We start from the raw sequence: 24,141 nt of genomic DNA, 5'->3' as shown, positions 1-24,141 counted from the left end.
CGGTGTTGTCGTCCGGACTCAGGCGGCTCTTCCGGCCGCGAGGGACTCCAGCTGGAGCAGGTAGAGGGCCAGCGGCTGGAGTCGGCTGACCCGCTGCGGTGCCCCCGGGCCGCGGCCCGCGGCCAGGAGCCGCTGCAGGATCCGGTCACGGCTGCGCCACCAGTCCCGTTCGCTGTGCAGGGTGTGGCCGAGCAGCCGGGTCAGGTACGCCAGCCGGTGCCCCACCAGGACGAGCCCGTGCCGCTGCGGGACGGCCGAGGCGAAGCCCAGGCCGGCGTGTTCCGGGAACGCCCTGTGCAGCGCCTGGTCGTGGAAGGTGCCGTCGATCTGGAAGCGGTGCGGCACCGAGGCGAGGTGGTCGACGAGCGCGTGGTCGAGGTAGGGGGTGTGGATCACCGCGTGGTCGTCGCCCAGTGTGAAAGGGGCGAGGGAGATGGACCGCCGGGTCCGGTTCCAGAAGAAGAACGAGCCGAGCGGAAAGGCGGCGTCGGCGTGCCGGGCCAGTTCCCGCACGAGCCGGGCTCGGGCCCGTTCCCGGCTCCACAGCACGCTGGTGCGGGGTCCCAGGAGGTGCTCGACGTGCGCTCCGGTGCGGCCGGCGGCCAGCAGCCGGTCCGCGAGCCCCGGCAGGTCCGTCACGTCGTACGGATTCTTCCTGATCAGCGCGATGCTGGGGTTCTGCGCGAGTTCGCCACCGCCGATCCCGTCGTACCAGAGGCCGCTGTGGCGGCGCAGGAAGGCCAGCAGGGACAGCGTCCAGGCGCCGTCCAGGGTGCCCATGCCCTGTGCCGGGTTGGCGGTGTGTTCGGCGCGGAACTGCGAGCGCGGCCGGGCGACGGTGCGGTGCGGCAGGCCGAGGCGTTCGGCGAGGTGGGCGGCGACGCGGGCGTCGGCACCCGGGTCGGGCGGGAACTTCGCGCCGCTGACGCACAGCCGCGGCGTGGCCCCCTGGCGGCAGAGCTCCAGCAGGATGTGCCGGGAGTCCCGGCCACCGCTCAGCGGCAGGACGTACGGTTCCGCGGGCAGCCGACGGGCGACGGCCGCGCGGAACAACTCGACGAAGCCGTCCACGGCATCGGTCTGTGTGAGGGCCGCGGGCCCCGGCACGGGGAGTGCGGGCGAACGGATCAGGGGCCCGTCGCGGGTCCAGGTCAGTGTGGCGGCCGGGGGCAGCGCACGGATCGCGGTGAAGGGGGTGTCCTCGGCGAGGAAGAAGCCCAGCCGGATGAAGACGGCCAGGGCGTCGTCGTCGAGTTCGGCGCTCTCGCCGGGCAGGAGCAGGGCGAGGGGATCGGGGGAGACGGTCAGGGAGTCGGCGTCGGCTCGGTAGTGGAGCGGGTGCATGCCGTAGCGGTCGTTGCGGACGAGGAGGCGTTCGCCGTCCCACTTCCAGGCGGCGAAGACGCCCTCGGGCGGCGCACCCCCGGCCAGCGGGTCCCCGCCGAGGGCGTGCCCGAGCCGTGCCTCCTTGTCGCCCTCGGCCCGGACCCCGTCGGGCGTGGCGACGAGCCGGATGCGGGGCTTCACCGGGCGTCCAGCAGGGGCCGCACGGCGGCCGCGATCCGGCGGGCCACCGCCTCCTGGTCGAGCACGGACTCGGCGAAGCCGATGGCGGCCTTCTTGTGGTCCTCGATCGCCGACGGGCGGGTCAGCCAGTCGTCGACGGTGTGGAACAGGTCGTCGGGCGCGGCGCAGGCCCGGCCGAGGCGGTGTTCGTGGATCAGCCCCGGCACCCACTGCTCCATCGGCAGCCCCGACTCCAGCATGAGCACCGGGATCCCGAAGTAGGCCGCCTCCAGGGTGGTGTTGGGGCCCGCTTTCGAGACGAGCAGTCCGTACGGCGATCTGGACGCGCGGTCGATGTAGTCGAAGTACTCGGCCTGCGTGAGTCGGCTGTGGAAGCGCCAGTGCTTGAGCCTCTCGGCGCCGGCGGCGGCGCGGCGGGCGAGGTCGGGGTCGTCGTAGCCGACGAACACCAGGTCGGTGTCCGGATGGTGTGCGGCGATGTGGTGCACCAGTTCCAGATAGACGTCTCCGCCGCGGTTGCAGAAGACGATCAGCCGGGGGCGGCCGGAGTCGGTGTCCCCGCCCCAGGGGCCGGCCGACGGAGCGGCCGACTCGCTGGTCATGAAGTCGCGCAGGTCGTGCTGGGCGACCAGCGGTCCCACCACCCGCACCCGGTCCGGATCGCCGCCGGTCTGTGCGAGGAGGTGGTCCTTCGCCCAGGCGAAACCCACCAGCGTCAGGTCGGGATGCGGACTGCGGTGCAGTGGCAGCTGGAGGAGTCCCGGGTTGGTGACATGGCTGACCACCCGGGTGCGCAGTCCCGCCAACCGTACGGCGGCCACGCACAGCCGCGCCACGAAGCCCTTCGTGCCGACCACCACGTCTGGAGCGGTGGAGCGCAAGTGCTCGGTGAGCGGCGCCAGTTCGGTGATCTGCTCATGGGTCGGGTCGGCCTCGAAACCGCTGGGGAAACGTTCCTGGAGACGGGCCATCAGGGCCATGTAGCGCCGGGTGCGGACGGTCGCGTCCGGGCTCTCCAGCGAGATCGTGCGGATCTCGGCACCGGCCTCGCCGAGCCAGGGGAGGATCGGTTCTGCTTCCAGCAGCGTCACTTCCGCGTCGACGGCGCCGCGCAGCACCCGCGAGAACCGGGTGGCGGCGAGGTAGTTGCCGAACTCCCCCCAGGTCCGGGGGGACAGCACCTGTATGTGCGGACGGTCAGGGCGCACGGTGGGGCTCCTCGGTGAGATCGAGGCATGCAGGGGACGGGGTGTGCGTGGGGAGCGCCTGGTACCAGAGCTGGTACGTCAGGAGTGCCCACAACTTGCGTGAGGTGTCGCGGCGGCCGCTGAGGTGGTCGTCGGTCAGCAGCCGTACGGCACGGGCGTCGAACAGCCCGCCGCGGTCCAGCGCGGACGAGGAGAGCGTGTCAAGGAGCAGGGGGCGCAATTCATTCCGCAGCAGGGCGGCCAGCGGGGCGCGGAACCCGAGCTTGGTACGCCGCACGATGTCGGTCGGCAGCCAGTCGGCGGCGACCCGGCGCAACAGGTACTTGCCGGTGAAGCGGCGCAGCTTCAGTGAGGTGGGCAGCGCGTTGCCGTACTCGACGAGGTCCAGGTCGAGGAAGGGAGCGCGCAGTTCGAGGGCGCTTCGCATACCGCCGCGGTCGGTCTTGGTGAGGATCACATCGCGCAGGAAGTGGGCGACGACGGCGAGTTGGCTGCGCTGCACGCCCGTCAGGCCGGGCTGGCCGTCCAGGAGTCTGGAGACCTCGGCGAAGGGGTCGTGCCCGGCCAGGGCCGCATGGGCGTCCGGGCGGAGCAGGCCGGGCAGTTCGGCCGGGCCGAAGGGGGCGGTGGACAGGTAGAAGCGGTGCTCGGGTGCCGCGCGCAGCCCGCGCGCCAGCAGTCCGAGGGCCGCGGCGGCGGGCAGATTCCCGGACCGCGCGGGCAGCCTGCGTACGAGGGTTCGTACCAGGGCCTCCAGCCGGGGGGCCGGCATCAGCCGCAGCAGCATCTCGATCGCCCGCTCGGCCTGGAAGTACCGGTATCCGAGGAGTAGTTCGTCGGCGCCGTCCCCGGTGAGCACACCGCGGACGTGCTGCCGTGCCGTCCGGCAGACGATGCGGGTGGGCAGCAGGGAGGGATCGGCCAGGGGTTCGTCGGCCCGAGCGTACTCCGACTCCACCACGTCGGCGAGTTGGCGTCCGCCGATACGGACGACGTGGTGCTCGGTGCCGAGATGCCGGGACACCGAGCGGGCGTGGGCGCTCTCGTCGAAGTCGTGCTGTTCGAACCCCGCGCTGAAGGTCAACACGGGCCGTTGCGGGGAGAGTTGCTGGGCGACGGCGGCCACCGCGCTGGAGTCCAGGCCCCCGCTCAGCAGCACACCGAGCCGGCGGTCCGTGCTCGTGACCCGGCGGGTGACCGCGGCCCGGAACAGCTCCTCGAAGCGTGCGGCGGCCTCCCGCACGCCCGGTGTCCGCGAGGCTGTCGCCAACCGGGGCCGCCAGAACTCCACTTCGCGCAACCGGCCGCCGGAGTGCTCCAGGTAGCTGCCGGGGCGGACCTTGTGCACGTCGGTCACGGCCGATCCGGGCGCACAGAACGCCTGGAGCGTCAGATAGCCGGCGAGGGCCCGGACGTCCGGGGTGCGTGGTGCGTCGGGATGGCGCAGCAGCGCGGTGAGTTCGGAGGCGAAGGCGATCCCGCCGGGGACACGCGTGTAGTAGAGCGGCTTCTTGCCCATCGGGTCGCGGGCCAGCACCGTCGTCGCGGTGCGCGCGTCGTGCAGCACGAAGGCGTACATGCCGCGCACCCGCTCCAGCACCTTCATGCCGTGCAGCTCGTACAACTCCACGAGCACCTCGGTGTCGCCGGCCGTGCGCAACCGGACTCCTGCAGCCAGCAGTTCGCGGCGGAGCTCCTCGTGGTTGTAGATCTCCCCGTTGAGGACGAGCGCGGTGGCACCGCTCGCGGAGACGAACGGCTGCCGGCCCCGGTCGGGGTCGACGAAGGTGAGGGCACAGTGCGCGAAGGTCACGCCCCGGTGGTGGCACCAGTTGCTGCCGTCGGGGCCGCGGTGCGCCACCGCGGCCAGCATCCGTTCGGCCGTGGCGCGGGCGGCCTCCTGGCCACCGCTGATGTCGCTGAATCCCACGAAGCCGCACATGCCGGCTACGACCGGTGGGTGGGCGCCATCTGGGCCGGCGAGGCGGTTTCGTGCGGTGGGGTCCGGGCGAGCGACTGCCTGGCCCACTCGATCTGCGTGGCCAGCCCGGCGCGCAGATCGGTCCGCGCGGTGAATCCCAGCCGCTTCCGCGCTCGCCCGACGTCGGCCGTCGTGGCCCGTACGTCGCCGATGCGCGCCGGACCGTACCGCGCGTCGGGTGTCCTGCCGGTCAACTCGCCGGTCAGGGCCAGGACTTCGTTCATCGACGCGAAACGTCCCGTGCCGATGTTCAGGACGCTGCTGCGCTCGTCGGGTGTTGTCGCGGCGAGTGTCAGCGCGTGCACGATGTCCGACACGTGGACGAAGTCGCGGATCTGGGTACCGTCGCCGTAGACCTCGATCGGCTTGTTCTCCAGGGTGGCGCGGATGACCCGGCCGATGAACATGTCCGGGCGCTGACCGGGGCCGTAGACGGTGAAGAACCGCAGGGCGCTCACCGACAGGGCGGCGTCGCGGCGGGCGGCGAAGGCGAGCGCGAGCCGTTCCGCGGCGAGTTTGGTGACCCCGTAGGGGGACAGCGGCCGAGGGAGGTCGTCCTCGCTCATCGTGCCCTCCGCCCCGCCGTACACGCTCGAGGACGAGGCCATGACCACGCGGGGCACGCCGGCCCGGACACAGGCGTCCATAAGGCGTTGGGTGGCCAATACGTTGCAGTGGAGATAGTCCGGGAATTGCGTCCAGGACGGGCGCACACCCGGCAATGCGGCTAAGTGGAAGACCGTGGCGGCATTATCAAGACAAGCCGACAGATCTGCTGAGACGAGGTCGGCGCGGATCGTGTGGAGGGATCCCAGCTCGGCGGTCGGCGGGCTTTCACCGGTGGCCCAGCTCGATTTCCTGTCGATGGCCACCACGTTTGTGCCGCTGCGCCGCAATGCCTCGACGAGATGGGATCCGATGAAACCCGCGGCGCCGGTGACCACTGCTTTTCCCGCGGTTCTGACCCCGTTGTGCGCGTCGGCCGACATTGAGTATCCCCCTTGGTTCCGTTGGTATCCGGTCGTTCAAGGCGGTGCTCCGTGCTGGTGCTGTCTCCGGGCGTCGGTCCAATGCGGGTGCGCGAACTCGGCCGACCCTGGCGTGCGCGGGTGCCGGCGAAACATGGCCGAGAATGGTTAGTACGCACAACGGCGTGCAAGGCGAATTGCCCAGAAGACCCGTGGAGTCTAACAGCGCGATGAATCGGCGGCAACGGCGTCCTGGACGGCGTTAACCCGACATTAAACGGCGGATCACATTCCGCATGTGGGCGGCCCATTCCCGGCCTCGTCGCGGCGCCTCCCTATGGCGAGTTCACCGGTGTACGCGTCATTCCCAACGCCCGGAGCGGACTTTATGCTGAGGCCTTCCGCCGCCCGGCGCCCGGGGAGGAACGCGTTGGCAGGCAGTCCGTTACGGCAGCTCTCCGTACTGTTCCGCTATCTGCGCGGGGAACGGCCGTCCGTCCTCCTCCTCGCGGTGCTCGTTCCGCTGGGCATCGGGCTCCAGCTGGTGGCACCCCAGATGCTGCGCCGGTTCATCGACCACACGCTGTCCCGGAGCCCCTCGGACCTGCTGCTCGCGGTCGCCGCCTGGTACCTGGCGGCGGCCCTCGGGCTGCTCGTGGTGACGATCGGCTGCGACGCCGTGGCCGCGCGGCTCGCCTGGCGCACCACCAACCGGCTGCGCGCCGACCTGGTGGCCCACTGTCTGCGCCGGCCCTCCCGCTTCTACCAGCGTTACCCTCCCGGCGAACTCGTCGACCGCGTCGACGGCGATGTCACCAGACTCGCCGCGGTGATGTCCGCGCTGCTCCTGGAAGTCCTCGCCCAGATGCTGCTGGTCGTCGGAATCCTCGGCGCACTCTTCCAGCTCGACTGGCGACTGGCCCTGGTCTTCGCGCCGTTCGCCGTGGGAACGCTCCTGCTGCTGCGCCGGCTCGTGGGGAAGGCCATGCCCTTCGTCGCCGCCCGGCAGACCGCGTCCGCGGAACTCCTGGGCTTCCTGGAGGAACGTCTCGCCGGCGCCGAGGACCTCAGAACCAACGGAGCCTCCGCCCACACCCTGCGAGCCCTGGAGACCCGGCAGGCCGACCTGTACCGGCGGGCACGCCTGGCGGCGCGGGTCTCCGTGCGCTGGCCCGCCACGGTCCAGGGCCTGTCCACGGTCAGCGTGGTCCTCGCCCTGGGCGTCAGCGTATGGCTGCACGACCGCGGACAGCTCTCCACCGGCACGGCCTTCGCCTGCCTGTCGTACGCCATGCTGCTGCGCCGCCCGCTGCTGGCCGTCACCACCCGCTTCCACGACCTGGAAGGGGCCGCGGTGAGCGTGCAGCGCCTCCAGGAACTGCTGCGCCAGGACGACGACGCCGGGCGCACCGGCACCCGCCACCTGCCCGCGGGACCCCTGGGTGCCCGGCTCGACCGCGTGTCCTTCTGGTACGACCCCGGTGAACCCGTGCTGCGTGACGTCTCGTTCCGACTGAGTCCCGGGGAACGGCTCGGCATCGTCGGCCGTACCGGAAGCGGCAAGTCGACCGTCGTACGGCTGCTGTTCGGACTGCACCACCCGGTGAGCGGCGGCGTCAGCGTCGGCGGCCAGGACGTGGCCGGACTCGACACCCGGGCGCTGCGCGGCCGGGTCGCCCTGGTCACCCAGGAGGTGCAGGTCTTCCACGCCACGCTCCGCGACAACCTCACCTTCTTCGACCACTCCGTCGACGATCGCCGGGTGTGCGCCGCGCTGGACGAGGCCGGGCTCACGGACTGGTGGCGCGAACTGCCCGACGGTCTGGACACCGTGCTGGGCACCGGAGCCCGCGGGATGTCCGCGGGGGAGGAGCAACTTCTCGCGCTGGCCCGGGTGTTCCTGCGGGACCCGGCCGTGGTCCTGATGGACGAGCCGACGGCCCGGCTGGACCCGCACACCGAACGGCTGCTCATGCCCGCGATGGAGCGGCTGCTCGAGGGGCGGACCGCCGTCGTCGTCCAGCACCGGCCGCACGCGCTGCGCCACGTGGACCGCATCCTCGTCCTCGACGCGGGGACGGTGGTCGAGCACGGGGAGCAGACCGTGCTCGCCGCCGACCCGACCTCGCGTTTCCACGAACTGCTGCGCGCCGGCTGACGGGGCGGGAGGTGGCCGACATCGACGCACGGGGCACGTTCCGGCGGCTCGGCGCAGTGCTGCGCGGTTCGGCGGGCGCGTACTGGACACTGACCGGGCTGTGGGTCCTGCTGAGGGCCGGGACCCTGGCGGTGGGGCTGCTGTTCCAGCGGCTGTTCGACGAGATCGGTGCAGGCGGCGGGGTCTGGCTGCTCATCGCCTGGGTGGCCGCGATCGAGGGGGCACGGCTGTGCCTGCAGTTCGGCGTGATGATCAACCGGCTGGAGCCGCGGGTCCAGTACGGAACGACGATGCGGATGCGGCGGGAACTGCTGAGCTCCGCCCTGCGCGGCCGGGGCGCCGCGGGCCGCACCACGCCGGGGGAGGGGCTGCGGGTGGTGGGCGAGGACGTCGACGAGACGGGCTTCTTCGTGGCCTGGGCGCCCACCAACCTCGCCCACTGGCTGTTCGTCGCCGCCTCCGTCACCGTCATGATGCGGATCGACGCGATCGTCACGAGTGCGCTGCTGGCGTTGCTGGTCCTGGTCGCCGTGGTCACGGCGGCGATCCACGGCCGCTTCCTCCGCTACCGGCGCGCCACCCGCAGCGCCTCGGCCGAGGTCGCGGGCGCCCTGCGAGAGGCGGTCGGGGCCGTGAAGGCGGTGCAGGCGGCGGCCGCCGAGGACCAGGTGGCGGCGCACATCGGCCGGTTGAACGAGGCCCGGGCGAAGGCGGCGGTGCGCGAGGAACTGTTCGCGGGCGTGCAGCGGACCGTGATCGGCAACGCGGCCCCCCTGGGCATCGGCGTCGTGCTGCTGCTGACGGCGGGCCGGGCACACAGCGGGACGTTCAGTGTCGGTGACCTGGCCCTGTTCACCTTCTATCTGCAGATCCTCGCCGAGGCGCTGGCCTCGATCGGGATCCTCTCGGTGCGACTGCAGCGGGTCTCCGTGGCGCTGGGCCGGATCGCGGACTTCCTCGGAAGACGGCCCCGGACGCCGGCCGAGGAACCGGCACCCTTGCCCGAACGGGTGCCCGCGCTCCGGGAGTTGACGGTCCGCGGGCTGACCGCACGGCACCCCGGCTCGGAGCGCGGGGTCGAGGACGTCGACCTGACCGTCGTACGCCATTCCGTCACCGTGGTCACCGGCGGCGTCGGCTCGGGCAAATCGACGCTGATACGGGCCGTCCTGGGCCTGCTGCCGCACGAGCGCGGCACCGTCCTGTGGAACGGGGAACCGATCCCCGACCCCGCGAACTTCCTGGTGCCTCCGCGCTGCGGCTACACCCCCCAGGACCCGCGCCTGTTCAGCGGATCGCTGCGGGACAACGTCCTGCTGGGCCTCGGCGACGACGACGGGAGGATCTTCGAGGACATCGCGCACACCGCGGTCCTGGCCCCCGACGTGGCGGCCATGCAGAACGGTGCCGACACCGTCGTGGGCCCGCGGGGCCTCAGGCTGTCCGGCGGCCAGCTCCAGCGGACGGCGATCGCGCGGATGCTGGCCCGACGCCCTGAACTCCTGGTCCTGGACGACGTCTCCAGCGCCCTGGACCCCGCGACCGAGCAACTCCTGTGGAACCGGCTGCTGGACGACTCGGTCACCGTCCTCGCGGTGTCGCACCGGCCCGCGCTGCTGCGCGCCGCCGCCCGGGTGGTGGTCCTGAAGGACGGGCGCGTGGACGCGGCGGGGACCTGGGAGGAGGTGCTGGCCGAGTCCGCGGAGATGCGGCGCATCTCGGCGCAATCCCCCTAGGCGTGCCGACCGTCACCAACGTCCCCGGACAACACACCTGGTCCGGCCCCGCGGATCGCGCGGGCGTCGCGGCGGCCGGCACATCTAGGGGGCCGCCGCCACCGCTGCGTCTCCGCGTGACGCGCCGAGTTCGGTCCAGATCGCGTCCAGCGTGTCGACGAACCGGCGGACGTCGGCCGTCTCGTGAACGGCGGAGGGCGCGACCCGGAGGATCTCCTCGCCCATCGGCACGCTCGGCGCGTTGATGGCCTGCACATAGGCGCCGTGCCGTTCCAGCAGCAGCGCGGACATCGTCTTGCAGAGGCGGTCCTCGCCGACCAGGACCGACACGATGTGGGTCTGGTCGGACAGGAAGGGGATGCCCCTGTCCCGCAACAGGCCATGCATCAGGGTCGCGTTGGCCGCGAGCCGCTCGCGTTCCCGCTCGGAGCCGCGCAGATGCCGTACGGCCGCGAGCGCGCCGGCCGCCACCGCGGGCGGCAGTGCCGTGGTGAAGATGAACGAGCGGGCGAAGGCCCGGACCGCGTCCATCAGGACGGCGGGCCCGGCGACATAGCCGCCGGTCATCCCGAAGCCCTTGGCCAGCGTCCCCATGACCACGGTGAACGCGGGGGCGAGGCCCTCCTGCGCCGCGATGCCGGCACCCTCGGGGCCGTACATGCCGACGGCGTGCACCTCGTCCACGAACGTCACTGCCCCGTACCGCTTGGCGATGTCGGCGATCTCCGCGAGTGGCGCGATATCGCCGCGCATCGAGTGCACGGACTCCGTCACGACGAGTTTTGGCCGCCGCGGATCCACACCGGACAGCAGTTTCTCGAGATGCGCACAGTCGTTGTGCCGGTAGATGAACTTCTGGGCTCCGCTGTGCCGCAAACCGTCGATGATCGACGCGTGGTTCAACTGGTCGGAGAACACGGCACAGTCGTCGATGCGGCCGGCGAGCACGGAGAGCGCGCCCTCGTTGGCGGAATACCCGGAGGTGAACAACACCGCGTCCTGCTTTCCGTGCAGCGCGGCGAGTTCGGCCTCCAATGCGACGTGATAGTGGTTCGTCCCGCCTATGTTGCGCGAGCCGCCGGAGCCGGCCCCGCATTCGTCGACGGCGAACTTCATCGCCGCCAGAACGTCCGGGTGCTGTCCCATACCTAAGTAGTCGTTGCTGCACCAGATCGAGATCTCGCCATGGTGTGCCGTACCGGCCGCCGGGAAGCGGCCCGCGATACGGCCGAGCTCCAGAAACTCTCTTTTCCGCTCGGATGTCTCCTGCCCAAGGCGTGCGAAGAAATCCATGTACTCGGACATGTCTCACACTCGCTCTCTGTCGCTTTCCCTCCGGCGCGCCTCATCGTAGGATGCCGTGCGGTCCCTGCAAAGTGTGCCTTCGCGTGAAAGCGGAGTATCAATGACCGAATGTGAAATCTCCCTCCCACGGATTCACAAGGATTCTTCCGGCCGTTCCGGAATGCGCGGACCGCGCCGATGAGGGGCGGTGCCACGCTCTCCGCGGCGGATGTGCTTGCCGACTCCGCGACGCGCTGCCCCGACCACACGGCGCTGGTGGCCGGCCACCGGCGCATCTCGTACGGGGACCTCTGGCTGACCGCACGCCGATACGCGGCGGTGCTGCGCGACCGGGGCATCGGCCCTGGCGACCGGGTCGCGCTGCTGCTGTCCAACACGCCGGCCTTCCCGGCGGCGTACTTCGGCGTTCTCGCCGTCGGCGCGACCGTCGTACCGGTGAACGCGCTGCTGAAGACGGAGGAGATCGAGTACATCCTCCGGCACGCGGAGGTCCGGGCCATGCTGTGCGCGGGGTCGCTCCTAGGGGAGGGGGATCGGGCGGCGAAGCGTGCGGAGGTGCCGCTGCTGACGGTGGAGACGGACGACGCTGGCAGCGGGACGGCGCTGGACAGGCTCGCGGCTCGGGCCGTGCCGGTCGAGGCCCCGGTGCCCTGTGCGCCGGACGACATCGCGCTGATCCTCTACACCTCGGGCACCACGGGCCGCCCCAAGGGCGTCATGCTCAGCCACCTCAATCTGGTCCTGAACATCGACACGACGATGCTCTCGCCCTTCGCCATGCGCTCCGACGACGTCCTCCTGGGCTGCCTGCCCCTGTTCCACACCTTCGGCCAGGTCTGCGGCATGGGGACGTGCTTCCGCGCCGGCGCGACCCTCGTCCTGATGTCCCGCTTCACACCGGACGCGGCCCTCGACCTGATGGTGCGTGAGGACTGCACGGTCCTCATGGGCGTGCCGACGATGTACATCACGCTGCTGGAGGCCGCGGCCGTCGACGCCCGCCGTCCGCCGCTCGCCCGTGCGTACTCCGGGGGCTCGGCGCTGCCGGTCAGGGTGCTCCAGGACTTCGAGGCGACCTTCGGCTGCCCCGTCTACGAGGGCTACGGCCTGACGGAAACCTCCCCGTGCGTCGCCTACAACCAGAGTGCCTGGCCCCGTCGGCCGGGCACCGTGGGCAAGCCGATCCGGGGAGTGGAGGCGGAGATAGCCAGGGCCGGTACCGAGGACAGGATCGTGCTGCTCCCGCCGGGCGAGGTCGGCGAGATCGTGGTCCGGGGACACAACGTCATGGTCGGCTACCTCGACGACCCCGCGGCCACCGCCGCCGCGCTCGTGGACGGCTGGTTCCGCTCGGGCGACCTCGGAGTCAAGGACGCCGAGGGCTATCTGACGATCGTCGACCGCAAGAAGGACATGATCGTGCGCGGCGGGTACAACGTGTACCCGCGCGAGGTCGAGGAGATCCTGTCCCGCCACCCGTCCGTGGCCCAGGCCGCAGTGATCGGCGTCCCGGACGCGCGCTACGGCCAGGAGATATGCGCGGTGATCGTCCCCCGCCCCGGCGCCGCGACGGACGAGTCTCTCGCGGAGGGCATCATCGCCTGGACCCGTCGGCGCATCGCCTCCTACAAGTACCCGCGCCGCGTGGAGTTCGCCGCCGCTCTCCCCCTGGGCCCGAGCGGGAAGGTGCTCAAACGGGAACTCGTCGCCCTGCTCGGAGCGGCAACGGGCGACATGTAGCCACGGGACACGGTGGCTCGTCGCCGGGGCTCGTCGAGGCGGACGGTCTCGGAACGTACGCCATGGAGCTGTCAGGGGGTGAACGTGTCCGTGAGGCGGATGTCGTAGCCGTCCTCTTCCATCAGGACGACGGTGACCCCGAAGGGCGAGGGGTGGTCCATCTCCAGCGGGGTGAAGGAGAAGTCGACGGCGGCCCGGATCGGCGGGACCAGTTCGCCGCCCGGCTGCGGCTCGGGCGCGGGAAGCCAGTGGGGCGCGGCCGATGCCTCTCCCTTGGGGGAGCGGGGCGAAGCCTGTTCGGTGTACGGGAGCCGGTGGAGCACGTGGCCGCCGTCCTTCGTGGCGTGCACCATGTTCAGACAGGGGGCCGGGCCGGTGACCGGCAGCCGACAGGCGGTGGCGACGTCGTGGGTCTCCCAGACGAGGACGACTTCGTCCGCGCCCGCCGCCGCGGCGATGTTCGAGAGCTGGGCGATACCGGTCTGCGCGTCCCTGCCGGCGCTGGTGGGGCGTACCCGGATCAGACCGACGAGTTCGCCGCGCACCAGCGGCATGATGACCGGGCGTGGCACGGCACCTTCGCCCAGACCCGCGGTGTACGCGTTCTTCATCGACTCGACCAGCGTGTCCCAGACCAGCTTGTCCACGAACTTCCCCTTACCAACGACCTGTTCACGAGCACGCCGACCCTGTCACGGCAGCCGCTCCGCCGCCACCGGCCGTGGGAAGGGCCGCCGGAGCGGCTGCGTCGCCGCCCTGCTCGGGCACACCCCAAGCAGGGGAAAGCCCCGACTGGACGGGGGAGACCAGCCGGGGCCGTAGGTCGTGGCGTGCGGAGGGCGGTCGCCTCTCGGCGGGGTGCTCCATGGGGCTTCAGCCGAACGATCGTCCCCATGGGCTTGAGGTGAGGCCCGGGGACACTGTCCCCGCCGCAGCCACATACGGATGAACGGCCGGCCCTCCCCGGTTGTTCCGTGAGAGGGGCCGGGCGCCTTGTGAGTTGGGGCACTCAAGGGCGCGCCGGCATCGGCGCGCGCCTCACCGGCGGCGCGTACCTCCGGGCGCCCGTGGCGTGCCTTCGGTTTCCGCCAGCGCGGCCAGGCCGGACCGGCGCATGACCTGGTCCACGGTTTCGGTGAGCGAGCTGGCTGCGGGAATCACGGTCTCGATGTCGCCCGGCAGGAGGTCCAACGGCCGGTACCAGTCGCGCAGTTCGCTCTCGCCGACCGTGTGGGCGATCGGTTTGCCGGCGTGCCGGGCGAGGGTTTCCTCGAAGGGGACGTCCAGGTAGAAGCAATGGGCGCGGTCCGGGTGGTCGGTCAGGAGCCGCGCCAGCATCTCGCCGTAGTGCGCGACGTACAGGATGCCTTCGAGCACGGTGTGGAAGCCGTGTTCCAGGGCGTGCCGGACGGTCAGTTCGATCAGGCCGATGTTCGCGCCGCCGGGGATGTCGCGCTCGCGCAGCACATCCCGGCGGAGGGTGTCCTGGCTCACCACGGCGAGACCCCGCCCATATCGTTCGCGCAACCCGGCGGCCACCGAGCTTTTGCCGCTCGCGCTGTTGCCGCGCAGCACCACCAGTTGCGTGAAGGAGGAGACCGTCGTCACCGGGATCACCCTACTCATCTCGCCCTCGCAATGCGCTTGTCCGTCGTCGCGGCACCGCACTACCTTGCCGAGGTGGATCTCTTCTCACGCTCCTGGACGGCGTTGCGCGCGGCGGTCGCGGAACTGCCGGACGAGGACTTCGCCCGGCCGTCCGGCTGTACCGGATGGCTCGTACGCGACCTGGTGTGCCACCTGGTCATCGACGCTCAGGACGTCCTGATCACCCTCGTGACTCCCGCCGAGGGGGAACCGACCCGCGACGCGGTGACCTACTGGGACCTCGCCGAAACGCCACCGACGGGCGACGACCCGCTCGACGCGCTGACCGTCCGGCTGGCGGCCGCGTACGGGGAGCCGTGGCTGCTCAAGTTCCACCTGGACGACGTCGGCTCGGCCGCCGGTCGCGCCGCCGAACTCGCCGACCCGGGGCTCCGGGTGGGCACGCGCGACCAGGTCCTCACCACGGGCGACTACCTCTCCGCGTACGTCCTTGAGTGGACGCTGCACCACCTCGACCTGGTCGCACACCTCCAGGACGCGGCGGGCCCGCCCGCGGAGGGGCTCGCCCTGTCCCGCGAGATGCTGGAGAAGATCGCCGGGTCCGCGTTCCCCGCGTCGTTCTCCGACAGGGACGCACTGTTGGTCGGTACCGGACGGCGTGCCCCGACCGACGCGGAGTACGGAGAACTGGGCGAACTGGCCGCGAAACTCCCGCTCATCCTCGGCTGATCGTGTTCCACGAGATCCGTTGATTCCATTGATTCCATTCAATTGTCGTGACCCGCGAAAACGACAGAGCGATCCTCTCGACCGCGTCAACAACGCCGGCTTCGGGCGGATGGCGATGTTCGAGGACACCACCGAGGAATACTTCGACCGGTTCGTGCGGGTCCTGTTGAAGGGCCCGTACTTCCTGACCCAGACGCTGCTGCCGTTGATGGCCGACGGCGGGGCCGTCGTCAACACGACCAGCAACGCTGGGATGGCCTCCGGTCTGGAGCCCGGCTACTCGGCGTACGTGTCGATGAAGGGCGGCCTGATCGTCCTGACCCGCTACATGGCCAAGGAGTTCGGCGTGCGGGGCATCCGCGTCATCGAGGGTCCGGTGGACCCCTGAAGATCGTGCGGTGGCCGCGGACCATGGCGTGGACCCTGCCCGCCGACGGGCATTGTTCGACGAGACAATGGTCCGGATCGCGGGACGGTTCGGCCGAGTTGAGTCCCGGGCGAGTGCTCGCGCCCACCTGTTCGGTTGCTGTCGGCTGTCGAGCGGGGACCACGCCTCGGCGGGCGTGCAGCAGCGGCGGTACACAGGCGTGGCCGGGCGATCGAGAACTCCCAGGTGGGTGTGTTCACCGCTCACGCCGCGAGCGACCCGATCAGACAGGCCGTCCCGGAGATCCGCCATCGGCCCGCAGCCACCCTCAACCCACCAGCGCTGTCGGCAACCAGGCAGGCGCACCGGTACAAGCGGCGCAGACGCCGCCAGGCATCATCCGAGGCGTCCGCCCTCTCCCACGGGCACTCCTCGGCACCTTGCGTCGACCACCGGCCGGAAGTCACCTGTGGACACGCCTGCCCCATTGATGGGGTGGCGTATCGCGGCTTCGATGGCCCTTTGCCGGGCGGCGCTCGGCCACCGGCATGGCTGGCGAGGGGGTTGGGGAGCGTGCAGCACTCCAGAGGGGTCAGAGGCCGCAGACGCGGTTCCGGAGCGCGGTCGAGCGGGTTGTCGGGTGCGGCGGCGCTGTTCGGTGTCGCCGCACTCGTCGTCTCGGCGGTACCTGCCGACGCGGCGACGGCGGGGGCACCGCAACCGCCGAGCCCGGGCGAGGTGATACCGGGCCAGGAGACGCGGACACCCGCGCTCGTACGGGACATCCGGGAGCAGGCGCCGTCGACCGGCAGCGCGGCGGGCGCGGCCCGCACGTACCTGGACGACAAGCAGAGCCGGTACCGCATCGCGGACGCGCAGCGCGATCTCGTGCCCGCCGGGACCACCACCGCCGGCGGCCAGGAGACGGTCCGGCTTCAGCAGAGGCACCGCGGCGTGCCCGTCCTGGGTGGCCAGTACGTCGTCCGCATGGAGAAGAAGGACGGCCAGCGGGTCGTCACCGGCACCTCGGGCAAGTACTTCACCGAACTGCGCACCGGTACGACGCCCGAGGTCGGCGAGAAACTCGCCGTCGAGCGGGCCGTCGACGCCGTCCTCGCCGACCTCAACTCGAAGCACTTCGCCGTGCAGGCCCCGCAGGAGGGGGACGAGGGCGAGGCCCCGCTCACCGGTACCGCCCGCGGGCTCGTCGTCCTGCCCACCGGAGCGGGCGTCCTCACCCAGCGGGTCACCGTGCGCGGCACCGACCCGGCGAGCGGTGAACCCGTACAGCGAGAGGTCTACATCGACGCCCGCGCCGGATACCCGGTCCTCCAGTACAGCGGTATCAAGACGTTCGGCGCCCCCGGCCCGGTGGCCGGGAGGCCGGCGGCGGGCACCGCGCAGAAGCGGGCGCGCGCCGCGGAGAAGGGATCCGGTGTCCGGCTGGACGGCACGACCGTCGCCCTCGACGTGGAACTCGACGAGGCGCGCGGCGAGTACGTGCTGCGCGACCGCACCCGGATACCGAGCGACGACCTCACCGACAACGTCCTGTCCACCTGGGACGCGCGCGGCAAGTGGGCCAGTGACGTGGGCGGGCAATGGCCCGACGGCATCCAGGAGTTCGGCTCGCCGACCCCCGCGTTCGGCACCGAGGCCACCGAATCGGGAGCCGTCGACGCGCACTGGGCCGCCGGGCAGGTCTACGACTACTTCAAGAACAAGCACGGCCGGAACAGCCTCGACGGCCGCGGCATGACCATCAACTCCCTGGTGGGCGTCACCGATTACGGGCAGCCGTACGTCAACGCCTTCTGGGACGGCCAGAAGATGGTGTACGGCACCGGCGACGCCGAGTACCGCCCGCTCTCCGCGAGCGTGGACGTCGTCGGCCACGAGATGACGCACGGCGTGATCGAGCACTCCGCGAACCTCGTCTACGCGGGCCAGTCCGGCGCCATGAACGAGGCGATCGCGGACTACTTCGGCAACGCGATCGAGACCGATGTGTACGACATCCCGGTGACGGACCCCGACACGGGTCTCCTCGGTGAGCGGCTCTGCCGTACGAAGGCTCCCCGGGAGTGTGCCCTGCGCGACCTCAACGACGGGCGGAACACGGCCAAGTCGTTCCTCGGCGTCGGCTTCGCCACCGACAACGGCGGCGTCCACCTCAACTCGACCATCTTCGGCGGGGCGCTCTGGGACGCCCGCGAGGACCTGGGCGCCGAGGTCACCGACCGGATCGTCTACAAGGCCCTGACCGAGTACCTCACACCGCTCGACGGCTTCACCGAGGGACGGGCCGCCGTGCTCGCGGCAGCCCAGGACCTGGGCATACCGGCGGGCGGCCAGAAGGCGCTGCAACGCGCCTTCACCGCCCACGGAATCGTGCCCGGCTGGGAGCTGGCCCTTGGCGTGGACTCCGATCCGCTCCTCGACCGGGTCAACACCACCCGTACGAACCTGGGTGCGGGCGGCGGCTGGTGGGCGGCGTCCAAGTCCAACGAGGAGGGCTCGGAGCCGTACTCGGTGTGGGCCGGACGCGCCGACGGCGAGGGACAGCTCAAGCTGATGAGTCCCAACGACGGCCGCTACCACGTCAATCCGGCGACCGACGGCAGGACGGTGGTGTGGCAGGCGCACGGTTCCGACGGCGTCGACATCCTGGCCAGGCCGCTCGCGGGCGGTCCCGTGAAGGTGCTGTGGCACGGCAGGGCCGTGGGCAGTTCGGTGGACGTCGACGGTGACGTGGTGGCCTTCGACTACCAGAACCACGGCGGCCGTCAGGGCGTGGCCTACCTGAGTCTGAAGGACCCGGCCAACAAGGTGACGACCGGCGGCGGGACCTACCACCGGGCGTACTCCTCGTCGGCGAGCAACGGCAAGGTCGCCTACCAGGAGCGGAAACGGGTGCGCGCCGAGTACGCGCTGAACACGGTCGTCGTCGATGTCGCGACCGGTGAGAAGAAGGAGATCCAGACGGCCCCCGGCGGCACGAGCCTCGGCCCGACGGCCATCAACGGCTCGTACGTCTTCTGGCTTCTCGACGAGGGCACGGCCGAGGGCAGGACGGCCCTGCGTCGCGCCGCACTCGACGGTTCCGGCGTGGTGGACATCAGTCCGCAGACCGGGCCCGACGCCCTGAACGCGTACGACGTGACGGTGTCCGAGGACGCGGTGACGGTCGGCACCTACCTTCCCGACACCGAGATCCGCAACGAGTCGGTTCCCAAGCTCCACCAGTTCGCGGCGGGCGGCTCGCCCGAGGACCCCGGCACTCGCAAGGGCCGCGTCTCCTGCAACCGCGGCGAGCAGTCGTCGGCCGCCGCGGTGGCGGGCGGCCAGGTGGTGTGGCTGGACGCGACGACCGGCGTCACCGACGTGGTGACCCGCACCCGCCCGACGGGCCGATGCGGTTGACCGCATGGAGCGACTGACAGCGAGGATTGGCTGACATCGGGCGGTGGCCTGCCGGGTGACCCACCCTGGCAGGCCACCGCCTGCCCGGGCATCGGCCACCCCCGCGCCGGGCCCGTACGGACGGGGAATCGTCCGGCCGATCACCGGGTTGACGTGTCAGTAGCCGAGATCCTCAGGGGGCCGACATGTCCGACGAACCCGCTGTCCGCAGCCTCCGCCTGGTGGTCACGGCGGCCGACTACGACGCGGCGCTGCACTTCTACCGCGATGTCCTCGGTCTGACCGAGCAAGGCGCGTTCGCCTCCGCCGACGGACGGGTCACCATCCTTGACGCCGGTCGTGCCACCTTGGAGATCACCGATCCCCACCACGCCGCCTTCATCGACGAGGTCGAGGTCGGCCGACGCGTGGCCGGCCACATTCGGGTCGCCTTCGAGGTCGACGACTCCGCCGCCACCACGTCGAAGCTGGCCGCCGCCGGGGCCCAGGTGATCGCCGAGCCGACACGTACTCCCTGGAACTCGCTGAACTCCCGGCTCGAGGCACCGGGCGATCTTCAGCTGACGCTCTTCACGGAACTCGACGACTAGGCCGAGGGCTCGGGGCCTGCTGTTCCGGTCAGGAATACGGCTGCGGGGTCCTCTGTTGTAGAGGACAGAATGACATGCCTCCGTCAAGTTGAGGAGGCAGACGATGCCGTCGCCCTTCGGTGGACGGCAGTGAGGAAGGACAGCGCATGAAGATCGGCATTCACCCCGTTTCCCGCCCGGTCGTCTACCGGGACCGTGCCGCGGACGTCGCGTTCCTCACCCGTTCGACCGCGGACTCGACGAGGACGATCGAATGGGAGGACGGCAACACCTACCCGCTGATCGACGTCGAGGTCTCGTCGGCCAGCCACCCGTTCTACACGGGGACCTCGCGGGTGATGGACAGCGCGGGCCGCGTGGAGCGGTTCGAGCGGCGCTACGGACGTGCGGCGTCACCGACCCGATGACGAGGGGTCGGCATCCGAGCAGGAGGAGAGCAGAGCCATGAAGGTGCGCAAGTCGTTGCGCTCACTGAAGTCCATGCCCGGGGCGCAGGTCGTGCGCCGACGGGGCACGGTGTTCGTGATCAACAAGAAGAACCCGCGCTTCAAGGCCCGTCAGGGCTGACGTGCGGCGCGTGGAGCGCCTGCAGCGTGTGGGCCCGCCGGGCCCGGCTTCCTGAGACGAAGCCGGGCCCGGCCTGCTGTGTTCCTCACCCGCGGAAGGTGCCTGCCGAAGTCGCCCGGCAAGGGGCGGACGCGAGTGCAGCTGGTGCGGGAGCACCGGTCATCCCAGGTTGCCCAGGCGGGCGTCCCGCCACAGGTCGACGCCGCCGTCGGTGGCGTACTTGTCGATCTCGGCCAGTTCCTCGCTGCTGAAGTCGGGGTTCTCCAGCGCGGCGACGTTCTGCTCCACCTGCTCGGGGCGCGACGCGCCGATGACGAGCGAGGTGACGCGTTCGTCCCGCAGGGCCCAGGCGAGGGCCATCTGGGCCAGGCTCTGACCGCGCCGGGCCGCGATGTCGTTGAGGGCGCGCAGCCTGCGCAGCATGTCGTCCGACAGCCACGTGGTGTCGAACGAGGTCCCCTGTGCCGCCCGCGAGTCCTGCGGGACCCCGTCGAGATAGCGCCCGGTCAGCAGCCCCTGGGCGAGAGCCGTGAAGCCGATGACCCCGAAACCCTCCTGCTCCGCGGTGTCGAGCAGACCGTCGGTCTCGACCCAGCGGTTCAGCATGCTGTACGACGGCTGGTGAATGAGGAGGGGGGTGCCCAGGTCTCGGAGGATGGCGGCCGCCGCGCGGCTGCGCTCGGCGTCGTAGGAGGAGATGCCGACGTACAGGGCCTTGCCCTGGCGGACGGCGGTGTCGAGCGCCCCCATCGTCTCCTCGAGGGGAGTGTCGGCGTCGAGCCGGTGGGAGTAGAAGACGTCCACGTACTCCAGCCCCGTGCGGCGCAGCGACTGGTCGAGCGAGGCGAGCATGTACTTGCGGGAGCCGCCGCCCTGGCCGTAGGGGCCGGGCCACATGTCCCAGCCGGCCTTGGTGGAGATCACCAGCTCGTCCCGGTACGGCGCGAGGTCCTGCTTCATCAGCCGCCCGAAGTTGGTCTCCGCGGCGCCGTACGGCGGACCGTAGTTGTTCGCGAGGTCGTGATGGGTGATGCCGAGGTCGAAGGCGCGCAGAGCGATCGCGCGCTGTCTCTCGAAGGACCGGTCGTCCCCGAAGTTGTGCCAGTAGCCCAGGGACAGGACGGGCAGGTCGAGCCCCGAACGCCCGGTGCGCCGGTAGCGCATGGTGCCGTCGTAGCGGTCAGGATTCATGACGTGACTCATCGAGTGATCTCCGGGTGGTGCGGTACGGGACGGACCCATCAGGCACATCGGACCCATCGGGGGCGCGGGGATCCGCCTGCCCACACTGCCCCTGCCTGATCCCGAAGTCCAACAGCTCCCCGCCATGGGATTCAGCGGCGCCGCTTCTGAATCGGGAAGGGCGTTGCCTCGGGGCCGGATTGACGGATTGGCGTCCGGCCTCGCTGGGCAGGGGGCCATGGAATGTCATGAGCACGACTACCTTTCCCCCACAAGGAGGTCGACCATGCACGTCCGTAAGCCGACGATCGGACTCGCAGCCGTCCTGACGGTGACCCTTTCGCTGATGGGCGGCCAGGCCGTGGCCACCCCGTCCGTGACCGCTCCCTCCGAGGTCGCGGACAGCGCCGTCGCCGCCCGTGTCGTCACCTACGACGCGAGCGGGTCCGCGGAGTTCAAGTCCGCCGTCGACCGCGGTGCGGCGATCTGGAACGAGAGTGTCGACGCCGTCGAACTGCGCCCGGTCGCGACCGGGCAACGCGCCAACATCCGGGTCCTGGCGGACAACGGCTGGCCCCGCGCCCTGCCCACCACACTGGGCAACGGAACCGTCTACATCGGACGCCAGGCCGTGAACCAGGGCTACAACACGATCCGCATCTCGGCCCACGAGCTGGGGCACATCCTCGGCCTGCCGGACCGCAAGCCCGGCCCGTGCTCGAGCCTGATGTCCGGCTCCACCGCGGGAATCGCGTGCACGAACCCCTACCCGGACACGGTGGAGAAGACGGAGGTCGAGGACAACTTCAGCAGCGCGCTGGCCCGCACGGGCGGAGCAGCGCGGAGCGGTGTCATGATCGTGGACTGACGCACGGCGCCGGGCACGGGTGTTGGGCGGACGCCGGGACATCGCGGCGTTCTCCCGCACCCGTGCCCGGCGACTGTCCGAGCGACCTCTGTGACGTCAGCCCCGCCGACGCAGCTTGCTCAGGAACCCCCGGGCCTGGGCCCGTCGCCGCGGATCGGCGGAGGCACGGCGTACCTGTTCGATGGTGCGCCGCCCCTGAGGGCTCCTGGCGAACCGTTTGATCTTCTCGATCATCCCGGGCACAACTCCTCCTAGGGCGAGGCCGGTGACGCGGATGCCTGCACGCCCTGTATACCCCGTCGTCGGGAAGTAAGCGCCTGACGGGCCCCGCTCACGGGATCAGCATCTGCTACGCGCCCCCTACCGCCCTGCCCGGAGAAGGCACTGTCGGATGTGTCCTCTAAGCTCCCGCGCATGAGCGAGGGGGACGGCGACAGACGCGTCATCGACGGGCGGTTCCAGTTGGAGTCGCGCCTCGGTGGCGGCGGGATGGGTACGGTCTGGCGGGCCACGGACCTTGTCCTGCACCGGAGTGTGGCCGTCAAGGAGGTGCGGCCGCCGGACGCGGGGCTGGCCGAGTACGATCCGGACGGGGCGCGGATGCTGCGGGAGCGGGTCCTGCGCGAGGCCAGGGCGCTGGCCAGGATCGACCACCCGAACGTCGTGACGATCCACCACATCGTCGACGGCGGCGAGGGCACCTATCCATGGATCGTCATGGAACTGGTCGGCGGCGGATCGCTGGCCGACCGCCTGGGCCGTGGACCGATGGACACGGCCGGGACGGCCCGGCTCGGACGCGAGGTGCTGGCCGCACTGCGCGCCGCGCACGACGCGGGCATCCAGCACCGGGACGTCAAGCCCGCCAACGTGCTGCTGCGCCCCGACGGCCGCCCCGTGCTCACGGACTTCGGGATCGCGGCGATCCGCGAATCGACGGCCCTCACCGCCACCGGGTCGATCATCGGCACGGCCGACTACATGGCGCCGGAGCGAGTCTCGGGCAACGACGGCGGAGCGGCGTCGGACCTCTGGTCGTTGGCGATGATGTTGTACGCCGCCGTCGAGGGCCGGCACCCCCTGCGCCGGGGCACGACGCTGGCCACCCTCGCGGCCGTCCTCTACGAGGAGGTCCCGCCACCGGTGAAGGCCGGGCCTCTGGCGGACGTACTGATGCGTGTGCTGGTGCGGGATCCGGCAGCGCGTCCGGATGCCGAGACCCTCGACCGGATGCTGGCTTCCGTGGCCGAGGGCGGAGCGGCCGCCCCCGTGGCCGAGGGCACCACTTCCTACCGGCTGACGCCTCCGTCGGCCGCCCCGACCGCCCCGCCGTCTCCGTCCGGATCGGGCAAGTTCGGCCCACCGACCGGGTACCCGGCACCGCAGGACGCGGTTCCCGGCCTGCCCGCCACCCCTACGCCGTACCCGGTGGCCCCTGCCGGTGCGCCGACACCCGGCCGGCCGTCCCGGCACAGGCGATGGTCCAGGGTCGTGCTGTCCGCCGCCGCGGCAGCGCTCGTCGGCGTCCTCGGGTGGACCCTGGTGCCGGACGGGGAGAAGTCCGACTCCTCGTCCTCCGGGGGCGCGGGGAACGGGGCGAGAGCGACACCGTCGAGCAGCAGTACGTCGACGGCCGAATCGTCCGCGGATGCCTCGACGCCCACGCCCACGCCCGGGCAGACGAAAAAGGGAAGCACCACCGATCTGCTGACGCCCGACGGCATCCGCACCGCGATCAAGGCGTTCAAGAAGGAGACGGGCAGCGACCGATTCGGCGATTTCACGGTGTACCCCGAGCACATCTCCGCCTACGTGATGGTCAAGGGCAGCCGGACCCAGTATGAGATGTACACCTACCGGGTCGACCGGGGTCTGGAGAAGGGAATCATCAAGGGCTCACTGGCGGGCGGAAAGCAGGCGTTGAGCCTGGACGCATTCGATTGGGACGCGGTCCCGGCGCTGATCGTCGAGGCCCGGAAGAAGCTGAAGGTCGAGGACCCCACGAGCCGCTACTTGGTGGTCAGGCAGCCGGACAAGGTGTTCAACACCCCGGCCGGTATGGCCGTGTACCTCAGCAACGACTACAACAAGAGCGGCTATCTGGAGGCCGACACCCACGGCAAGGTGACCAAAGTGATGGCCGCCGACAGCTGATCCCGGAGTCATCTCCCCGTCGTACGCCCC

The 24,141-nt window shown here is 70.9% G+C and carries 20 protein-coding genes; 11 read left to right on the top strand and 9 right to left on the bottom strand.

Going from position 1 to position 24,141, the window contains the following annotated elements:
- Positions 1–18 precede the first annotated feature (18 nt).
- From ACIBEI_RS07810 to ACIBEI_RS07795, 4 genes are read right to left on the bottom strand one after another with little or no spacing between them, the layout of a single operon-like run.
- Positions 19–1,527: an asparagine synthase-related protein gene (locus ACIBEI_RS07810; RefSeq protein ID WP_398886142.1), complete on the bottom strand. Its 1,509-nt coding sequence runs from the start codon at positions 1,525–1,527 to the stop codon at positions 19–21.
- Positions 1,524–2,735 (bottom strand): Moenomycin biosynthesis protein MoeGT1, encoded by a 1,212-nt coding sequence (locus tag ACIBEI_RS07805; protein WP_398886140.1) that lies wholly within the window; start codon positions 2,733–2,735, stop codon positions 1,524–1,526. Before ACIBEI_RS07805 ends, ACIBEI_RS07810 begins: the two co-directional genes overlap by 4 nt.
- The gene (gene asnB / locus ACIBEI_RS07800) at positions 2,725–4,665 is read right to left on the bottom strand and encodes an asparagine synthase (glutamine-hydrolyzing) (RefSeq protein WP_398886138.1); all 1,941 of its coding nucleotides are present in this window, start codon (positions 4,663–4,665) and stop codon (positions 2,725–2,727) included. Before asnB ends, ACIBEI_RS07805 begins: the two co-directional genes overlap by 11 nt.
- Positions 4,666–4,682: 17 nt before the next feature.
- Positions 4,683–5,705 carry an NAD-dependent epimerase/dehydratase family protein gene (locus tag ACIBEI_RS07795; RefSeq protein WP_398886137.1) on the bottom strand — a complete coding sequence of 341 codons (1,023 nt, stop codon included), beginning with the start codon at positions 5,703–5,705 and terminating at the stop codon, positions 4,683–4,685.
- A 409-nt stretch (positions 5,706–6,114) separates the two neighbouring features.
- Here ACIBEI_RS07795 and ACIBEI_RS07790 point away from each other — a divergent pair, with 409 nt between their 5' ends.
- Both ACIBEI_RS07790 and ACIBEI_RS07785 read left to right on the top strand, forming a co-directional pair.
- A complete protein-coding gene (locus ACIBEI_RS07790) occupies positions 6,115–7,842 on the top strand; it encodes an ABC transporter ATP-binding protein (protein ID WP_398886134.1) in 1,728 nt (575 codons plus the stop codon).
- A gap of 11 nt (positions 7,843–7,853) precedes the next feature.
- Positions 7,854–9,578: an ATP-binding cassette domain-containing protein gene (locus ACIBEI_RS07785; protein ID WP_398886132.1), complete on the top strand. Its 1,725-nt coding sequence runs from the start codon at positions 7,854–7,856 to the stop codon at positions 9,576–9,578.
- Between the two features lie 84 nt (positions 9,579–9,662).
- Here the strand turns inward: ACIBEI_RS07785 and hemA are convergent, their stop codons facing one another.
- Entirely contained in the window at positions 9,663–10,883 is a 1,221-nt protein-coding gene (hemA, locus tag ACIBEI_RS07780) for a 5-aminolevulinate synthase (RefSeq protein ID WP_398886130.1), read from the bottom strand.
- Between the two features lie 177 nt (positions 10,884–11,060).
- Here hemA and ACIBEI_RS07775 point away from each other — a divergent pair, with 177 nt between their 5' ends.
- Positions 11,061–12,623 (top strand): long-chain fatty acid--CoA ligase, encoded by a 1,563-nt coding sequence (locus tag ACIBEI_RS07775; RefSeq protein ID WP_398886128.1) that lies wholly within the window; start codon positions 11,061–11,063, stop codon positions 12,621–12,623.
- Between the two features lie 71 nt (positions 12,624–12,694).
- Here ACIBEI_RS07775 and ACIBEI_RS07770 read toward each other — a convergent pair whose 3' ends face one another.
- Positions 12,695–13,270 carry a hypothetical protein gene (locus tag ACIBEI_RS07770; protein WP_398886126.1) on the bottom strand — a complete coding sequence of 192 codons (576 nt, stop codon included), beginning with the start codon at positions 13,268–13,270 and terminating at the stop codon, positions 12,695–12,697.
- Positions 13,271–13,661: 391 nt separating this feature from the next.
- Complete coding sequence (locus ACIBEI_RS07765) at positions 13,662–14,249, bottom strand: AAA family ATPase (protein WP_398886124.1); 588 nt, start codon at positions 14,247–14,249, stop codon at positions 13,662–13,664.
- A 54-nt stretch (positions 14,250–14,303) separates the two neighbouring features.
- Here ACIBEI_RS07765 and ACIBEI_RS07760 point away from each other — a divergent pair, with 54 nt between their 5' ends.
- From ACIBEI_RS07760 to ykgO, 6 genes are all read left to right on the top strand, one after another.
- A complete protein-coding gene (locus tag ACIBEI_RS07760; RefSeq protein ID WP_398886122.1) occupies positions 14,304–14,960 on the top strand; it encodes a maleylpyruvate isomerase N-terminal domain-containing protein in 657 nt (218 codons plus the stop codon).
- Complete coding sequence (locus tag ACIBEI_RS07755) at positions 14,890–15,348, top strand: SDR family NAD(P)-dependent oxidoreductase (protein WP_398886120.1); 459 nt, start codon at positions 14,890–14,892, stop codon at positions 15,346–15,348. The genes ACIBEI_RS07760 and ACIBEI_RS07755 overlap by 71 nt, the downstream gene beginning before the upstream one ends.
- Positions 15,349–15,900: 552 nt before the next feature.
- Positions 15,901–18,750, top strand: a complete 2,850-nt coding sequence (locus ACIBEI_RS07750) for a M4 family metallopeptidase (protein WP_398886118.1) — start codon at positions 15,901–15,903, stop codon at positions 18,748–18,750.
- A 185-nt stretch (positions 18,751–18,935) separates the two neighbouring features.
- Positions 18,936–19,340: a VOC family protein gene (locus ACIBEI_RS07745; protein ID WP_398886116.1), complete on the top strand. Its 405-nt coding sequence runs from the start codon at positions 18,936–18,938 to the stop codon at positions 19,338–19,340.
- A gap of 146 nt (positions 19,341–19,486) precedes the next feature.
- Positions 19,487–19,747 carry a type B 50S ribosomal protein L31 gene (locus tag ACIBEI_RS07740; protein WP_398886113.1) on the top strand — a complete coding sequence of 87 codons (261 nt, stop codon included), beginning with the start codon at positions 19,487–19,489 and terminating at the stop codon, positions 19,745–19,747.
- 37 nt (positions 19,748–19,784) lie between these two features.
- Positions 19,785–19,907 (top strand): type B 50S ribosomal protein L36, encoded by a 123-nt coding sequence (ykgO, locus tag ACIBEI_RS07735; RefSeq protein WP_055617363.1) that lies wholly within the window; start codon positions 19,785–19,787, stop codon positions 19,905–19,907.
- Between the two features lie 159 nt (positions 19,908–20,066).
- On the opposite strand, the gene mgrA is transcribed toward ykgO, so the two are convergent.
- Positions 20,067–21,110 (bottom strand): L-glyceraldehyde 3-phosphate reductase, encoded by a 1,044-nt coding sequence (mgrA, locus tag ACIBEI_RS07730; RefSeq protein ID WP_398886111.1) that lies wholly within the window; start codon positions 21,108–21,110, stop codon positions 20,067–20,069.
- A gap of 265 nt (positions 21,111–21,375) precedes the next feature.
- Here mgrA and ACIBEI_RS07725 point away from each other — a divergent pair, with 265 nt between their 5' ends.
- Complete coding sequence (locus ACIBEI_RS07725) at positions 21,376–21,957, top strand: snapalysin family zinc-dependent metalloprotease (protein WP_398886109.1); 582 nt, start codon at positions 21,376–21,378, stop codon at positions 21,955–21,957.
- A 96-nt stretch (positions 21,958–22,053) separates the two neighbouring features.
- On the opposite strand, the gene ACIBEI_RS07720 is transcribed toward ACIBEI_RS07725, so the two are convergent.
- The gene (locus ACIBEI_RS07720) at positions 22,054–22,191 is read right to left on the bottom strand and encodes a hypothetical protein (RefSeq protein WP_398886364.1); all 138 of its coding nucleotides are present in this window, start codon (positions 22,189–22,191) and stop codon (positions 22,054–22,056) included.
- A gap of 180 nt (positions 22,192–22,371) precedes the next feature.
- Here ACIBEI_RS07720 and ACIBEI_RS07715 point away from each other — a divergent pair, with 180 nt between their 5' ends.
- Positions 22,372–24,111, top strand: a complete 1,740-nt coding sequence (locus ACIBEI_RS07715) for a protein kinase (protein ID WP_398886107.1) — start codon at positions 22,372–22,374, stop codon at positions 24,109–24,111.
- Positions 24,112–24,141: the final 30 nt, after the last annotated feature.

This window comes from Streptomyces sp. NPDC050988, assembly GCF_044456225.1.
In the GTDB taxonomy this organism is placed as follows: domain Bacteria; phylum Actinomycetota; class Actinomycetes; order Streptomycetales; family Streptomycetaceae; genus Streptomyces.
Note: the sequence above shows the minus strand (reverse complement) of the source record. Positions and strands in the feature narration are given on the sequence as shown.

Bases quoted from the DNA above. Each gene is read 5' to 3' on its own strand.
- ACIBEI_RS07775 (WP_398886128.1), top strand. From the start codon at position 11,061: ATGAGGGGCGGTGCCACGCTCTCCGCGGCGGATGTGCTTGCCGACTCC.
- ACIBEI_RS07715 (WP_398886107.1), top strand. From the start codon at position 22,372: ATGAGCGAGGGGGACGGCGACAGACGCGTCATCGACGGGCGGTTCCAG.
- ACIBEI_RS07740 (WP_398886113.1), top strand. From the start codon at position 19,487: ATGAAGATCGGCATTCACCCCGTTTCCCGCCCGGTCGTCTACCGGGAC.
- ACIBEI_RS07745 (WP_398886116.1), top strand. From the start codon at position 18,936: ATGTCCGACGAACCCGCTGTCCGCAGCCTCCGCCTGGTGGTCACGGCG.
- mgrA (WP_398886111.1), bottom strand. From the start codon at position 21,110: ATGAGTCACGTCATGAATCCTGACCGCTACGACGGCACCATGCGCTAC.
- ACIBEI_RS07725 (WP_398886109.1), top strand. From the start codon at position 21,376: ATGCACGTCCGTAAGCCGACGATCGGACTCGCAGCCGTCCTGACGGTG.
- hemA (WP_398886130.1), bottom strand. From the start codon at position 10,883: ATGTCCGAGTACATGGATTTCTTCGCACGCCTTGGGCAGGAGACATCC.
- ACIBEI_RS07795 (WP_398886137.1), bottom strand. From the start codon at position 5,705: ATGTCGGCCGACGCGCACAACGGGGTCAGAACCGCGGGAAAAGCAGTG.
- ACIBEI_RS07765 (WP_398886124.1), bottom strand. From the start codon at position 14,249: ATGAGTAGGGTGATCCCGGTGACGACGGTCTCCTCCTTCACGCAACTG.
- ACIBEI_RS07720 (WP_398886364.1), bottom strand. From the start codon at position 22,191: ATGATCGAGAAGATCAAACGGTTCGCCAGGAGCCCTCAGGGGCGGCGC.
- ykgO (WP_055617363.1), top strand. From the start codon at position 19,785: ATGAAGGTGCGCAAGTCGTTGCGCTCACTGAAGTCCATGCCCGGGGCG.